The organism is Caenispirillum bisanense (genome assembly GCF_039523075.1).
Lineage (GTDB): Bacteria > Pseudomonadota > Alphaproteobacteria > Rhodospirillales > Rhodospirillaceae > Caenispirillum > Caenispirillum bisanense.
Genome location: NZ_BAAAEP010000026.1, coordinates 1 through 13,994, shown reverse-complemented (window position 1 = coordinate 13,994; position 13,994 = coordinate 1). Strand labels below are relative to the sequence as shown.

General features: G+C 70.5%; 14 protein-coding genes. 13 read left to right on the top strand and 1 reads right to left on the bottom strand.

Annotated elements, in window-relative coordinates:
- The 12 genes from ABD056_RS12765 (at position 1) to ABD056_RS12710 (ending at position 10,702) form a co-directional block, all read left to right on the top strand.
- On the top strand, positions 1-1,419 hold the full coding sequence (locus ABD056_RS12765) for a sensor histidine kinase (protein WP_343867158.1): 1,419 nt from the start codon (positions 1-3) through the stop codon (positions 1,417-1,419).
- 266 nt (positions 1,420-1,685) lie between these two features.
- The gene (ccmA, locus tag ABD056_RS12760) at positions 1,686-2,411 is read left to right on the top strand and encodes a heme ABC exporter ATP-binding protein CcmA (RefSeq protein ID WP_343867156.1); all 726 of its coding nucleotides are present in this window, start codon (positions 1,686-1,688) and stop codon (positions 2,409-2,411) included.
- Positions 2,408-3,073 (top strand): heme exporter protein CcmB, encoded by a 666-nt coding sequence (gene ccmB, locus ABD056_RS12755; protein WP_343867155.1) that lies wholly within the window; start codon positions 2,408-2,410, stop codon positions 3,071-3,073. The genes ccmA and ccmB overlap by 4 nt, the downstream gene beginning before the upstream one ends.
- Before the next feature lie 189 nt (positions 3,074-3,262).
- Positions 3,263-3,982, top strand: coding sequence for a heme ABC transporter permease (locus tag ABD056_RS12750; RefSeq protein WP_343867154.1), 720 nt, complete (start codon positions 3,263-3,265; stop codon positions 3,980-3,982).
- A gap of 70 nt (positions 3,983-4,052) precedes the next feature.
- Positions 4,053-4,328, top strand: coding sequence for a heme exporter protein CcmD (gene ccmD / locus ABD056_RS12745; protein WP_343867152.1), 276 nt, complete (start codon positions 4,053-4,055; stop codon positions 4,326-4,328).
- Positions 4,325-4,816 (top strand): cytochrome c maturation protein CcmE, encoded by a 492-nt coding sequence (gene ccmE, locus ABD056_RS12740; protein ID WP_343867151.1) that lies wholly within the window; start codon positions 4,325-4,327, stop codon positions 4,814-4,816. Before ccmD ends, ccmE begins: the two co-directional genes overlap by 4 nt.
- 78 nt (positions 4,817-4,894) lie before the next feature.
- Complete coding sequence (locus ABD056_RS12735) at positions 4,895-6,898, top strand: heme lyase CcmF/NrfE family subunit (protein ID WP_343867149.1); 2,004 nt, start codon at positions 4,895-4,897, stop codon at positions 6,896-6,898.
- Positions 6,899-6,914: 16 nt separating this feature from the next.
- Positions 6,915-7,508 carry a DsbE family thiol:disulfide interchange protein gene (locus tag ABD056_RS12730; protein WP_343867147.1) on the top strand — a complete coding sequence of 198 codons (594 nt, stop codon included), beginning with the start codon at positions 6,915-6,917 and terminating at the stop codon, positions 7,506-7,508.
- Positions 7,505-8,032, top strand: coding sequence for a cytochrome c-type biogenesis protein (locus tag ABD056_RS12725; protein ID WP_343867145.1), 528 nt, complete (start codon positions 7,505-7,507; stop codon positions 8,030-8,032). Before ABD056_RS12730 ends, ABD056_RS12725 begins: the two co-directional genes overlap by 4 nt.
- A 47-nt stretch (positions 8,033-8,079) precedes the next feature.
- Positions 8,080-9,588, top strand: a complete 1,509-nt coding sequence (ccmI, locus tag ABD056_RS12720; RefSeq protein ID WP_343867144.1) for a c-type cytochrome biogenesis protein CcmI — start codon at positions 8,080-8,082, stop codon at positions 9,586-9,588.
- A gap of 14 nt (positions 9,589-9,602) precedes the next feature.
- Positions 9,603-9,815, top strand: a complete 213-nt coding sequence (locus ABD056_RS12715; RefSeq protein ID WP_343867143.1) for a hypothetical protein — start codon at positions 9,603-9,605, stop codon at positions 9,813-9,815.
- 131 nt (positions 9,816-9,946) lie between these two features.
- Complete coding sequence (locus ABD056_RS12710; protein WP_343867141.1) at positions 9,947-10,702, top strand: Bax inhibitor-1/YccA family protein; 756 nt, start codon at positions 9,947-9,949, stop codon at positions 10,700-10,702.
- A 156-nt stretch (positions 10,703-10,858) separates the two neighbouring features.
- On the opposite strand, the gene ABD056_RS12705 is transcribed toward ABD056_RS12710, so the two are convergent.
- The gene (locus tag ABD056_RS12705) at positions 10,859-11,962 is read right to left on the bottom strand and encodes a TRAP transporter substrate-binding protein (protein ID WP_343867139.1); all 1,104 of its coding nucleotides are present in this window, start codon (positions 11,960-11,962) and stop codon (positions 10,859-10,861) included.
- Between the two features lie 220 nt (positions 11,963-12,182).
- Between ABD056_RS12705 and ABD056_RS12700 the strand changes: the two genes are divergently transcribed.
- Positions 12,183-13,802, top strand: a complete 1,620-nt coding sequence (locus ABD056_RS12700) for an OpgD/OpgG family glucan biosynthesis protein (RefSeq protein WP_343867137.1) — start codon at positions 12,183-12,185, stop codon at positions 13,800-13,802.
- Positions 13,803-13,994 lie beyond the last annotated feature (192 nt).

Below are 13,994 nucleotides of genomic sequence, written 5' to 3'. Positions count from 1 at the left end.
GTGCCTGAAACCTCCGCCCCGCCCCCCGTCCACCGCAGCCTGTCGGCGCGGCTGCTGGTGCTGACCGTGCTGTTCGTCATGCTGGCGGAGGTGATGATCTTCGCCCCCTCCATCGGCCGCTATCGCCACGAATACCTCAACGAGCGGCTGGCCCAGGCGCACCTCGCCCTGCTGGCGCTGGAGGCAACGGCCGACGGCATGGTCGACGAGCGGCTGCAGATGCGCCTGCTGCACCACGCCGGCGCCCGCGGCATGACTGCCTGGCGCCCCAACCGGCCGCAGCTGATGCTGGGGGAAGACCCGCCGCAGCTGGACATCCTGTTCGACCTCCAGGGGGCCGGCTTCCTCACCCTGCTGGGCGACGGGCTGGCGGCGCTGGTGCGCACAGACAACCGGCTGATCGGCGTCATCGGCGAAAGCCCGAAAGACCCCGAGGTGGTGCTGGCGGTGTCGCTGGACGAGGCGCCCATGCGGCGGGAGATGCTGGCCTACGGCAAGCGCATCCTGATCCTCAGCCTCATCATCTCGCTGGTCACGGCGACGCTGGTCTACGTCACCCTGCACCTGTGGCTGGTGCGGCCGATCCTGCGGCTGGCGGCCACCATGGCCGCCTTCCGCCGGGCGCCGGAAGACCCGGCGCGGGTGCTGCGGCCGAGTCGGCGCCGCGACGAGGTGGGGGTGGCGGAACGGGCCTTGGCCGCTATGCAGACCGACCTGCGCGCCGCCCTCGCCCAGCAGGCGCGGCTGGCGGCGGTGGGCACGGCGGTGAGCAAGATCAGCCACGACCTCAAGGGGGTGCTGTCGGCGGCGCTGCTGGAAAGCGACCGGCTGGAGGCCACTGCCGCCGACCCGGAGATCAAGCACGTCACCGCCGGCATCGCCCGCGCCCTCGACCGCGCCGTCCACCTGTGCAGCCGCACCCTCAGCTTCGCCAAGGAAGGCCCGCCCGACGTGCGGCACGAGCCGGTGGCCCTGGCGGCGGTGGTGACGGCGGCGGCGGAGGCGGCGGCCGCCGCCGGTCCGGCGACGGTGACGGTGGCGGTGCCCGACGGGCTGACGGTGCTGGCCGATGCCTGCCAGCTGCCGCGGGTGTTCGAGAACCTGATCCGCAACGCCGCCGAGGCTGGCGCCGGTCACATCACCGTGAGCGCCGCCGCGCCCGCCCCCGGCGGCGCAGGGGCCGCCACCGGGCGTCTGGTGGCGGTGACGGTGGCCGACGACGGGCCCGGCCTGCCGCCGCGGGCGCGCGACAACCTGTTCCAGCCGTTCTCCGGCTCCGCCCGGGTCGGCGGCACCGGCCTCGGCCTGCCCATCGCGCGGGAGATCGCCCAGGCCCTGGGTGGGGATCTGGTGCTGGATGCCAGCGGCCCCGGCGGCACGGTTTTCCGCCTGACGCTGCCCACCATGGACGCCACATGACGGCGAGTTCAGGGAAATACCCCCTTCCTGCCACGGGGTCTCCTTATTGAGGCCACATTTGCGGGCGAGAGTCGGCTTCAGGTCCTCCCCCGGACCCCATGGCCGGTTTGCCCCATGACCGGCCACAGACCGCAGCCTGGCGGCCGGCGCGCCCGATCCCCCCTCCGCGCCGGCCGCTCGCTGTGACCGGCGGGGCGGTGATGGCGGTGAAAACGCCGCACTTTTCCCCGCGACATCGGCCGCCGGCTCTCCTATCCTCCCGCCCCATGACCGACCAAGCCTACACCGACGCGGCGGAGTTCGCAGGCAGCGGCCTCGTGTGCATCCGCGGCGAGCGTATCGTCTTCGCCGACCTCGACTTCTCCCTGGCGCCGGGCGAGGCCATCCTGCTGCTCGGCCCCAACGGCAGCGGCAAGTCGAGCCTGCTGCGGCTGATGGCCGGCCTGCTGCGGCCGACCGCCGGCACGCTGACCTGGGGCGGGGTGCCGCTCGCCGACGACCCCGAGGCGCACGGCGGCCGCAGCCGCTACATCGGCCACCACGACGCCATCAAGCCGGTGCTGTCGGTGCGCGAGAACGTCGCCTTCTGGTCGCGGCTGTGGAACGGCGACGGGTCGGAGGCGACGGTGCGCGCCGCGCTGGAGGCCTTCACCATCCCCCACCTGCTGGAAGTACCCGGCCGCTGGCTGTCGGCGGGGCAGAAGCGGCGCGTCAACCTCGCCCGCCTGCTGGCGGCGCCGGCCCCCCTGTGGCTGCTGGACGAGCCGACGACGGCGCTCGACCGCGCCACCGTTGCGGTGGTGGAACGGCTGCTCGACGCCCACCGGGCGCGCGGCGGCATGGTGGTGCTGTCGACCCACACGGATGTCGCCCTGCCCGGTGCCAGGGTGCTGCAGATGGATGATTTCGCCGTGCCCATGGACTGGTCCGGTTTCGATGCCGAAATGGCCACCGCCGAGGGCGAGCCGTGGACGGCGGGGGTGCGGCCATGACCGGCTTCCTCGCCATCGTCGGCCGCGACTTGCGGCTGGCGCTCCGCCAGGGCTCCGACAGCATGATGGTGGTCACCTTCTTCGTGCTGACGGTGGTGCTGTTCCCCTTCGGCGTCGGGCCGGAGCCGGGCATCCTGGAACGCATCGCCGCCGGCGTGCTGTGGGTGACGGCGCTGCTCGCCTCCATGCTGTCGCTCGACCGCCTGTTCCAGGTGGATTACGAGGACGGCAGCCTCGACCTCATGACCCGCGGCCCGGTGCCGCTGCCCATGCTGGTGCTGGGCAAGGTGACGGCCCACTGGCTGACCACCGGCCTGCCGCTGCTGGTGGCGGCGCCGGTGCTGGCGGTGCTGCTGAACATGAACGCCGCCGGCTTCGGCGTGCTGATGCTTGCGTTCCTGCTGGGCACTCCCACCTTGAGCCTGATCGGCGCGGTGGGTGCCGGCCTGGTGCTGGGCGCCAGGCGCGGCGGCGTGCTGCTGTCGCTGCTGGTGCTGCCGCTCTATATCCCCATTCTGGTGTTCGGGGTGTCGGCGGTGGATGCGGCGGTGATGGACCTGCCGGTGCGCGCCCAGCTGCTGATCCTCGGCGGCTTCCTGCTGGGGGCGGCGGCGCTGTGCCCGTGGGCAACGGCGGCGGCGCTGCGGCAGGCGGTGGAATAAGGAGGCTTTCGGTCGGGCACGGCGGATTCTTGACGATTGTTAAGGTGACGTTCAGTCCCGCATCGTAAAAGTCTGTGCAAGGAACCCGACGGCCGCTGGGGACTTCCCCCGGCAGCCTGCGGAGAGCGAACGGGCGGCGCCGCCGTCCGGTTCACGCGCCCGGTGCGGCGCGAGTCGATAGAGACCAGGATGCATCGCTTCGCCAATCCCAACCGCTTCCTCAAGCTCGCCAACGCGATCCTTCCGTGGGCCGCCGGGCTGACGGCGATCCTGCTGGCGGCGGGGCTGTACTTCTCGCTGATCGGCTCGCCCGACGACTATCAGCAGGGCGCCACCGTCCGCATCATGTACGTGCATGTGCCGTCGGCGTGGATGGCGCTGTTCTGCTACACCTCCATGGCGGTGGCGAGCGCCGTGGCGCTGATCTGGAAGCACCCGCTGGCCGATCTGTTCGCCAAGGCGTCAAGCCCGGTGGGGGCGGCCTTCACCTTCATCTCGCTGGCGACCGGCGCCCTGTGGGGCAAGCCCATGTGGGGCACCTGGTGGGTGTGGGACGCTCGCCTGACCAGCATGCTGATCCTGTTCTTCCTCTACCTCGGCCACATGGCGCTGATGAACGCCTTCGACGACCCGCAGCGCGGCTTCAAGGCGGCGGCGGTGCTGGCCCTGGTGGGGGTGGTGAACGTGCCGATCATCAAGTTCTCGGTGGACTGGTGGAACACCCTGCACCAGCCCGCCAGCGTCATCCGCATGGACGGGCCTTCCATCGACGGCTCCATGCTGCTGCCGCTGCTGCTGATGGCCTTCGCCTTCAAGGCCTACTACATCACCGTCGTGCTGCTGCGCATGCGCGGCGAGATCGCCGAGGCCAAGGTGCGCGCCATCTCCATGAGCCAGGTGCAGGGCTGACAAGGCAGGCCGGTGCGGCGCCCCCTGGCGGGAAGCCGCGCTTCCGACGACCCGAAACGGAAACGCAACGATGCAGGACTTCTTCGACATGGGCGGCTACGCCGGCTTCGTCTGGCCCTCCTACGGGGTGGCGGCCATCGTGCTCGGCCTGGTGTTCGCGTCGACCTGGCGGCTGCTGAAGTCGAGCGAGCAGCGCCTGGCCCAGTTGCAGGCGGCCCGCGGCCGCCGTCCGCGCCGTGACCGCGGCGCTTCCGCCGGCGCCGAGGCCCCCATGGCCCCCGCGCCCGGCGATATCAGCGATGCGCCGGCCGGCACCCCCGCCGGCGCCGCAGGAGAGACCCGATGACCCGCAAGAAGCGTCGCCTTTACTTCGTCGGTGCCGGCATGACCATGCTGTTTGCCGCCGCCGCCCTGGTGATGACCGCCTTCCAGGACAACCTGGTGTTCTTCTACAGCCCGTCCGACCTGCAGGAAAAGACGCTGGCCGCCGACCAGCGCTTCCGCCTCGGCGGCATGGTGGAGGAAGGCACGGTGGAGAAGGCCGGCGACACCATCCGCTTCAAGGTCACCGACTACGCCGCCTCCACCCCGGTCAGCTTCACCGGCCTCCTGCCCGACCTGTTCCGCGAGGGCCAGGGCGTGGTGGCGGAAGGCCGCCTCAACCCCGACGGCGTGTTCATTGCCACCGAAGTGCTGGCCAAGCATGACGAGAACTACATGCCGCCGGAAGTGGCCGACGCCCTCGCCCGCCAGGACCCCGAGTGGAAGCAGAAGCTCGGCCGGTCGGTGGACGGGGTGGAGCCGGTGAAGGCGACGACGACCTCGGCCAACTGACGACGGCCGGCGGCGCCCCCCGTGGGGTGCCGGGACAGGACGTGAACTGTTTCTGAAACGAAGGCAAGGCAGGCAGCGATGATCGCCGAAATCGGCCATTACGCCCTCGTGCTGGCGTTCATGGTGGCGCTGGTGCAGTCGACGGTGCCGCTCATCGGCGCCCATCGCGGTGATGCCGTGATGATGGATCTGGCCCGGCCCGCCGCCATGGCCATGTTCCTGCTGGTCGGCGTGTCGTTCGCGGCGCTGACCTATTCCTACGTCGTCAGCGACTTCTCGGTGGTCAACGTGGCGGAGAACAGCCACACCGACAAGCCGATGCTCTACAAGATCTCCGGCGTGTGGGGCAACCACGAGGGGTCGCTGCTGCTGTGGATCACCATTCTGGTGACCTATGCCCTGGCGGTGGCCACCTTCGGCCGCAACCTGCCGCCGACGCTGCGCGCCCGCACGCTGGCGGTGCAGGGCATGATCACCGGCGGCTTCCTGCTGTTCATCCTCTATACGTCGAACCCGTTCCTGCGCCTCGACCCGGCGCCGATCAACGGCCAGGGCCTCAACCCGCTGCTGCAGGACCCCGGCCTCGCCTTCCACCCGCCCATGCTCTACCTCGGCTATGTGGGCTTCTCCATGGCCTTCAGCTTCGCCGTGGCGGCGCTGATCGAGGGCAAGGTGGATGCCGCCTGGGCCCGCTGGGTGCGGCCGTGGACGCTGCTGGCGTGGATGTTCCTGACGCTCGGCATCGCGCTCGGCTCGTGGTGGGCCTACTACGAACTCGGCTGGGGCGGCTGGTGGTACTGGGACCCGGTGGAGAACGCCTCGTTCCTGCCGTGGCTGGCCGGCACCGCGCTGCTGCATTCCGCCATCGTGGTGGAGAAGCGCGACGCGCTGAAGAGCTGGACCATCCTGCTTGCCATCATCACCTTCGGCCTCAGCCTGCTCGGCACCTTCCTGGTGCGCTCGGGCATCATCACCAGCGTCCATGCCTTCGCAGCCGACCCGACGCGCGGCATCTTCGTGCTGCTGCTGCTGGCGGTGTCGGTGGGCGGCTCGCTCATGCTCTATGCCGTGCGGGCGCCGGAGCTGAAGGGCGGCGGCCTGTTCTCGCCGGTGTCGCGGGAAGGCTCGCTGCTGCTCAACAACCTGCTGATGGCGACCGCCACCGCGACCGTGCTGCTCGGCACCCTCTATCCGGTGTTCGCCGATGCGCTGAACCTGGGCAAGGTCACCGTCGGCCCGCCGTTCTTCAACGCCGTGTTCGTGCCGCTGATGGTGCCGCTGATCATCACCATGGCCATCGGCCCGATGATGTCGTGGAAGCGCGGCGACCTGAAGGGAGCGCTGTCGCGGCTGTGGCTGGCGGCGGTGCTGTCGCTGGTGGTCTTCGCCGGCACCTGGGTGCTGGGCGGCGGCGGCTTCGATACTGTGATGGTGGCCTTCGGCCTTGGCCTCGCGGCGTGGCTGCTGGTCGGTACCCTGGTGGAACTGGCCGAGCGCATCCGCCTGTTCCGTGTCTCCCTGGGCGAAAGCGGCCGCCGCTTCGTCAACCTGCCGCGTGCCGCCTTCGGCATGACGCTGGCCCATGCCGGCGTGGCGCTGGTGGTGGCGGGCGTCACCGTCTCGTCCTACTGGAAGGAAGAGCGGGTGCAGGTGATGGTGCCCGGCCAGACCATCACCGTCGCCGGCTGGGACTTCACCTTCCAGGGCGCGCGCGAGGTTTCCGGCCCCAACTACGACGCCATCGAGGGCCGCTTCCTGGTCACCCGCGACGGCCGCCAGATCGCCCTGCTGACGCCGGAAAAGCGCCAGTACACCAGCCCGCCCATGCCGACCACCGAAGCCGCCATCCACACCAACGGCTGGGCTGACCTCTATGCCGTGGTGGGGGATCCGGCCGGCAACGGCCCCGGCTACGTCACCCGCATCTACTTCGAGCCGCTGGTGCCCTTCCTGTGGTACGGCGCCCTTCTGATGGGCCTGGGCGGCATCGTGTCGCTGACCGACCGCCGCCACCGCGTCGGCGCCCCCACCCGCCGCAGCAAGGCCGCCGCCGGTGCCGCCGCCCGCCCGGCCGGGGCGTGAGGAAAGAGAACGAGCCATGTCCGAGACCTCGACCGAGACCACGCCGCCCGCCGCCCCCTCCCAGGGCATGACCTGGGGCCGCCGGCTGATCTTCATCGCGCCGACGCTGGTGTTCCTGGTGCTCATCGGCTTCTTCCTCAAGCAGCTGGGCGAGAACCCGGCGGAGCTGCCGAGCGTGCTGATCGACCGGCCGGTGCCCGAGTTCGCCCTCGACCCGCTGCCCGGCCGCGGCATGCCCCTGCGCAGCGACGACCTGAAGGGCGAGGTGTCGCTGGTCAACATCTTCGGGTCGTGGTGCGTCGCCTGTCAGGTGGAACACCCCTACCTGATGAAGCTGCAGGCCTCCGGCTACGTGCCCATCCACGGCATCGACTGGCGGGAAAAGGACCCCATGGACGGCCTGCGCTGGCTGCAGCGCTACGGCGACCCCTACACCCGCGTCGGCCTCGACCCCGATTCGCGCATCGCCATCGCCTTCGGTGTCACCGGTGCACCCGAGACCTTCGTGGTCGATAAGCAGGGGGTCATCCGCTACAAGCACATCGGCCCGCTCACGCCCGAGGTGTTCGAAAAGACCCTGAAGCCGCTGATCGAGGAGCTGCGCAAGTGAGCCTGTCCCGCTGCCGTTCCCTGCTCGTCGCCGCCGGCCTGGCGCTGTCCCTCGGCCTGGCGCTGCCGGCCGCGGCGGTGCAGCCGGACGAGATGCTGGCCGACCCGGTGCTGGAAAACCGCGCCCGCGACATCTCCAAGCAGCTGCGCTGCGTCGTCTGCCAGAACGAGAATATCGACGAATCCAACGCCGAGCTGGCCCGTGACATGCGCCTGCTGGTGCGCGACCGGCTGGTGCAGGGCGACAGCGACGGCGCCATCCTCGACTACATGGTCGACCGCTACGGCGACTACGTGCTGCTGGAGCCGCCGTTCAAGGCCTCCACCTACGCGCTGTGGTTCGGCCCGGTGATCTTCGTCCTGCTGGCGGCGCTCGCCGGCTGGGCCTTCTACCGCAACCGCGCCGCCGCCGGGCCGGTGGCCGCGGCGGCCGGTCCGGCGGCCGGGGCCGGCAAGCCGGCCGAGCTGACGGCGGAGGAGCGGCAGCGCCTGGAGGCCCTGCTGCGCGACGCCGACAGGGGCTGACCCCGCCCCGCAGTACCTGTTCCTCTCTTGAGTGATCGCGAGACGTCATGGCTTTCTGGATCGCCCTCGCGCTGCTGACGGCAGCCGTCCTGCTCCTGCTGGTGCTGCCGCTGCTGCGGCGGCCGAAGGGCCCGGTGGATCAGGTCACCTACGACCTGGCCGTCTACAAGGACCAGCTGTCGGAGGTGGAGCGCGACCGCGAGCGCGGCCTGCTCACCGACGATCAGGCCGTGGCGGCGCGGCTGGAGATCGAGCGCCGCATCCTCGCCATGGCCCCCGATGTGCCGGCCGCCAAGGGCAAGGGCAAGTCCGCGAAGGCCGGCAAGGGCGCCAGCCAGATCGGCCAGCCGGTCAGCGGCGCGGCGCGGCTGGCGGCGCTGCTGAGCGTGGTGCTGGTGCCGGTGGGCGGCATCGTCATGTACCTCGGCCTCGGCACCCCCGGCCTGCCCGACCAGCCCTACTCCGCCCGTCAGGAGGTGGAGCAGCACCGCATGGCGCAGCAGGAAGAGATGGTGCAGCTGGCGCAGCAGCTGGCCGCCCGCCTGGAGGCCGACCCCGACAATCCCGAGGGCTGGGCCATGCTCGGCCGGTCGTGGAGCGCGCTCGGCCGCTATGCCGATGCCGTGAAGGCCTTCGAGCAGGCGGTGCGCCGCCAGGGCGACTCCGACACCTGGGCGGCCCTGGGCGAGGCGCATGTGGCCATGGGCCGCGGCGAGGTCACCCGGCCGGCCGCCACCGCCTTCCGCAACAGCCTGCGCGGCAACCGCGACGATGCCCGCTCGCGCTATTATCTCGGCCTCTACCGCTACCAGCAGGACGACGTGCGCGGCGCCATCGCCATCTGGCGCGACCTGCAGGACACCAGCCCGGCCGATGCGCCGTGGCTACCCATGGTGCGCGACTCCATCGCCGAGGTGGCGTCGCTGTCCGGCGTCGATGCCGGCTCGGTGACGCCGTCGCATCCGCTCGACATGCCCGAACTGGCGCCCGCCCCCGGTGCCGGTGCCGCCCGCCCGCAGGGGCAGGCGCAGGCGCCCTCGGCCGGCGATCTGGCGGCGGCGGAGGCCGATGCCGGCCGCGCCCAGGCCGGCGGCGGCGGCTTCACCGCCGAGGAGCGGGAGATGGTGCAGACCATGGTCGACGGCCTGGCCGAACGCCTGCGCGAGAGCCCCGACGACTACGCCGGCTGGATGCGCCTCGGCCAGTCCTACCTCGTGCTGCAGCGGCCGCTGGATGCCGCCGAGGCCTACGGCAACGCCGTGCGCCTGCAGCCGGAAAACCCGGAGGCGCTGCGCAACCTCGCCAATGCCCAGGCGCTGACCGCCAAGGAGCAGGGGCTGGCGCAGCCGCCGGCCGCCTTCTACGACACCCTGCGCCGCATCCTGGCGGTGGACCCCAACGACCCCGCCGCCCTCAAGCTGGTGGGCGAGCAGGAAGCCGCCGCCGGCAATGCCGACACCGCCCGCACCCTGTGGCTGCGCCTGCGCGACCTGCTGCCGGAAGGCTCCGCCGACCGCGCCGAGGTGGAGCAGCGGCTGCAGTCCCTCGGCAGCTGACGCGGCGGCACGCCTTGGACCTGACGGCCACGCTGGTGGCCCTGGCGGTGGCGGGCGGCCTGTGCGGCCTCGCCATCGTGCTCGACCGCCGCCCCTACGAGCCGGGCCGGCCGTGGCGGTTTCCGGCCAAGCTGGTGCTGGCCCTGTCGCTGGTGGCGGTGCTGGCGCTGTCGGCGCATGTGGTCAGCCTGCTGACCGGCCGCCCCTTCACCGGCCGCCTGCCCTGACCGGCGGCGGCCGGTTCGCCTTGCGCTGCCACGAAAATACCACGAAAATCGACGCGGCTTATGGTTGATCCCGTACGTCGGGGCGCCATATACGACGTAACTCAGTGTGTCTTTGCGTAGAGGGACGACCCATGGCGCTTGATTATGAACGCAGGTTTGGCGCGCAGACCGGCGTGGCCACCCAGGCCGAGATCGACCAGGGCCTGCGGGCCTACATGCTCAAGGTCTACAACTACATGGCCTCGGGCATCGCGCTGACGGGCATCATCGCCCTGCTGTCCAGCCCGACGTCGTCGTTCGGCGTGCTGGCGCCGCTGTTCTACGTGCAGGGCGCCAACGGCACCATCGCGCCGTCCATGCTGGTGTGGATCAGCATGTTCGCCACCCTTGGCATCGTGTTCTTCCTGTCCTTCCGCATCAACAAGATGTCGGCCACGGCGGCGCAGGGCACCTTCTGGGCCTATGCGGCGCTGAACGGCGTGTGGCTGTCGACCATCTTCCTCACCTACACCGATGCGTCGATCGTGCGGGTGTTCTTCATCACCGCCGCCGCCTTTGCCGGTCTCAGCCTCTATGGCTACACCACCAAGCGCGACCTGACCGGCTTCGGCTCGTTCCTGGTGATGGGCCTGATCGGCCTGCTGATCGCCATGGTCGTGAACATCTTCCTGGCGAGCAGCATGCTCGACTTCGTGATCTCGGCCGCCGGCGTGCTGATCTTCGCCGGCCTGACCGCCTACGACACGCAGAAGATCAAGGACATGTACCTGGAGGACGACCACCACGAGGTCGCCGCCAAGAAGTCGGTGATGGGCGCCCTGACCCTCTACCTCGACTTCATCAACCTGTTCATCATGCTGCTGCGCTTGTTCGGCGAGCGCCGCTGATCCCGGTCCGCGCAGCCTGACGGAAACGGCCCCGGAGCATCCGCTCCGGGGCCTTTTTCATGACGGCACGGCAGGTGCGGGAGGCGAAAGAGAAAGAGAAAGGGCCGCCCCCGGCGTGGGGACGGCCCTTGCATCACCGGTCGGAACCCGACTGGATCAGGCGCCTTCGAAGAACCACTTGCGCATCTGCAGCACCGCCAGGTCGGCGTTCTTCTGGTAGGCGAAGGCCTTGGCGTTGTAGGCCATGTAGCTGTCGTGGACCTTCTTCGCCAGCGGGTCGCGGGCGGCGACGTCCTCCACCACCTGGCGGGTGGTGGTGGCCAGGGCCTGCAGGATCTCGTCGTTGAAGGTGCGGATCTGCACGTCCGGCCACTTTTCCTTGATCTGCGAGAACACGTCGATGTTGTGGTAGGTGAAGTCGGCCAGGCTTTCCTGCGCCGAGGCCTGGGCGGCGCGGCGGACGATGGCCTGCAGGTCGGGCGCCAGGCTGTCCCAGCGGGCCTTGTTGATCATCACTTCCAGCGCCGGGCCGGGCTCGTGGAAGGCCGGCATGTAGTAGAACTTGGCCGCCTTCTGCAGGCCGAAGGCGATGTCGAGCCACGGGCTGACCCATTCCGCCGCATCCACCGCGCCCGACATCAGCGCCGGCATGATCTCGCCCGGCGGCGTCAGGGTGACGGCGACGCCCAGCCGGCGCATCACCTCGCCGCCCAGGCCGGCGATGCGCATCTTGAGGCCCTTCAGGTCCTCGACCGAGTTGATTTCCTTGTTGAACCAGCCACCCGCCTGGGAGCCGGAGTTGCCGGCATAGAGGCCCTTGACGCCGAAGGGGGCGTAGATCTCGTCCCACAGCTCCTGGCCGCCGCCGAAGTAGATCCAGCCGGACAGTTCCCACGCCATCAGGCCGAAGGGGATGGTGGAGAAGTAGTTCAGCGCCGGGTTCTTGCCGACCCAGTAGTAGGGCGTGGCGTGCGCCATCTGGGCGACGTCGGACTGCACGGCATCGAGGCACTCGAACGGCGGCACCAGCTCGCCGGCGGAGAACAGGCGCACGGTCAGGCGGCCGCCGCTCATCTCGGTCACCGCGTCGGCGAAGCGCTGCGCGTTGACGCCCACCCCCGGCGCATTCTTCGGCCAGGTGGTGACCATCTTCCATTCCTGCTTGTCCTGGGCGATGGCCGGCGCCGCCAGCCCGCCGACAGCCGCCGCCGCCGTGACGCCGGACACCGCAGCGCCGGTCAGGAAGTCCCGTCGTTTCATGGTCGTTTCCTCGATCTCGCAATCCCCGGCACGCCCCGGGGTGCAGAAGAGTAACAATCCGGAAACGCTCAGGCCATTGGAAAAAATAAGCTTTCGTGTGGGATCGGGCCTCCGCCGACGCCAGGCGGTGACTCAGCCGTGACACTGCAATCATGGACGCATCCGCCGCCGTGGTCGGGCGTTCGAACAGCGTCCACAGCCTCAGGAGGAGCATCCGCCCATGTCGTCGCGTCTTTCGCGCCGTTCGGTCGTTGCCGGTTCGCTCGGCATGGCCTTCGCCGCCGCCCTGCCCGGCCGCCTGCTGGCGCAGGGGGCGCCTGCCGCCGGAGCCGGGGCCGGTGCCGAGGCCGGCGGCCTGCACCTCGGCGCGCCGTTCGCCTTCCGCTTCGAAGACCTGATCGCCCGCGCCCGCGACGCCGCCGCCCGCCCTTATGCCGCCCCCTACCGGCCGCGGCCGGAGGTGACGGCGGCCATCGACTACGCCGCCCACGGCCAGATCCGCTACCGGCCCGACCTGGCGCTCTATGCCGACGGGCCGGGGGACTATCCGGCGACCTTCTTCCACCTCGGCCAGTTCTTCCAGAAGGCCGTGAAGATGCACCGGGTGACCGACGGCCAGGCGCAGGAGATCCGCTACAGCCCCGACTACTTCGCCATGCCGGCCGACAGCGTGGCGCGGCAGCTGCCGCCCGATGCCGGCTTTGCCGGCTTCCGCCTGCAGGAAAGCCGGCAGCAAGAGCGCTGGAAGACCCACGACTGGCTGGCCTTCCTCGGCGCCTCCTACTTCCGCGCCATCGGGGCGCTGAACCAGTATGGCCTGTCGGCGCGCGGCGTGCTGGTGGATGCGGCGGTGCCCGACCGCGACGAGGAATTCCCCGACTTCACCGAGTTCTACATCGGCCCGGCGGCGGCCGGCGAGGCGGTGGAGATCCACGCCCTGCTGGACGGGCCGAGCATCACCGGCGCCTTCCGCTTCCTCGCCCGCCGCGACGAGGCGGTGATCATGGACGTGCAGGCCCGCCTGTTCCTGCGCGAGGCGGTGGAGCGCCTGGGCATCGCCCCGCTCACCTCCATGTACTGGTACGGCGAGGGCGACCGCCCGCTGCAGGTGGACTGGCGGCCGGAGGTCCACGACAGCGACGGCCTGGTGCTGTGGACCGGCGGCGGCGAATACCTGTGGCGGCCGCTGAAGAACCCGGCCCATACCACCGTCTCCAGCTTCCTTGATGCCAGCCCGCGCGGCTTCGGCCTCGCCCAGCGCGACCGCAACCCGGAAAACTACCTCGACGGCGTGCGCTATGAACTGCGCCCGACCCTGTGGGTGGAGCCCCTGGGCGACTGGGGGCGCGGCGCCGTGCAGCTGCTGGAAATCCCCACCGACGACGAAATCCACGACAACATCGGCGCCTTCTGGGTGCCCGAGGCGGCGGCCGCGCCGGGGCAGGAACTGGCCTTCGACTACCGCCTGCACTGGGTGGCGGACGAGCCGTTCTTCCCGGCCGGCCTGGCGCGCTCCGTCGCCACCCGCGTCGGCCGTGGCGGCGAGCCGGGCAAGCCGCGCCCGGCCGGGGTGACCAAGGTGATCGTCGAGTTCGCGGGCGGGCCGCTGCCCGAGTTGCCGGCGGGCGTCATCCCCGAAGCGGTCATCACCGCCTCGCGCGGGGAGGTCGGGCATATCTTTGTCGAGGCGGTGCCGGGCCTGTTCGGCCGCTGGCGAGCCCACTTCGACCTCACCGTGGCGGGCACCGAACCGGTGGAACTGCGCCTTTATCTGACCCTCGACGACCGGCCGATCACCGAAACCTGGCTCTACCAGCACACCCCGCGAGCGGCCAGCTGACCGGCGCCGGCAGGACACGAAAACGGGCGGAGCCTTCACGGCCCCGCCCGTCTCTTTTGCCGGCTGGCATCAAGTCCCCAGGACCAGCGCCTTCCAACCTCACTGCAACGAGACCCTCTCGTTGCAGTCAGGCAAGCGCGACCGCGCGCCGCCGCTCATGCGGCGTGAGCCAAGGCCGCGAGGAGCGGCCGC

What these genes read in the sequence shown, in the direction of transcription:
- ABD056_RS12750 (WP_343867154.1), top strand. Translation starts at nt 3,263, where the DNA reads ATGCATCGCTTCGCCAATCCCAACCGCTTCCTCAAGCTCGCCAACGCG.
- ABD056_RS12735 (WP_343867149.1), top strand. Translation starts at nt 4,895, where the DNA reads ATGATCGCCGAAATCGGCCATTACGCCCTCGTGCTGGCGTTCATGGTG.
- ABD056_RS12730 (WP_343867147.1), top strand. Translation starts at nt 6,915, where the DNA reads ATGTCCGAGACCTCGACCGAGACCACGCCGCCCGCCGCCCCCTCCCAG.
- ccmB (WP_343867155.1), top strand. Translation starts at nt 2,408, where the DNA reads ATGACCGGCTTCCTCGCCATCGTCGGCCGCGACTTGCGGCTGGCGCTC.
- ABD056_RS12710 (WP_343867141.1), top strand. Translation starts at nt 9,947, where the DNA reads ATGGCGCTTGATTATGAACGCAGGTTTGGCGCGCAGACCGGCGTGGCC.
- ccmE (WP_343867151.1), top strand. Translation starts at nt 4,325, where the DNA reads ATGACCCGCAAGAAGCGTCGCCTTTACTTCGTCGGTGCCGGCATGACC.
- ccmA (WP_343867156.1), top strand. Translation starts at nt 1,686, where the DNA reads ATGACCGACCAAGCCTACACCGACGCGGCGGAGTTCGCAGGCAGCGGC.
- ccmI (WP_343867144.1), top strand. Translation starts at nt 8,080, where the DNA reads ATGGCTTTCTGGATCGCCCTCGCGCTGCTGACGGCAGCCGTCCTGCTC.
- ccmD (WP_343867152.1), top strand. Translation starts at nt 4,053, where the DNA reads ATGCAGGACTTCTTCGACATGGGCGGCTACGCCGGCTTCGTCTGGCCC.
- ABD056_RS12700 (WP_343867137.1), top strand. Translation starts at nt 12,183, where the DNA reads ATGTCGTCGCGTCTTTCGCGCCGTTCGGTCGTTGCCGGTTCGCTCGGC.
- ABD056_RS12705 (WP_343867139.1), bottom strand. Translation starts at nt 11,962, where the DNA reads ATGAAACGACGGGACTTCCTGACCGGCGCTGCGGTGTCCGGCGTCACG.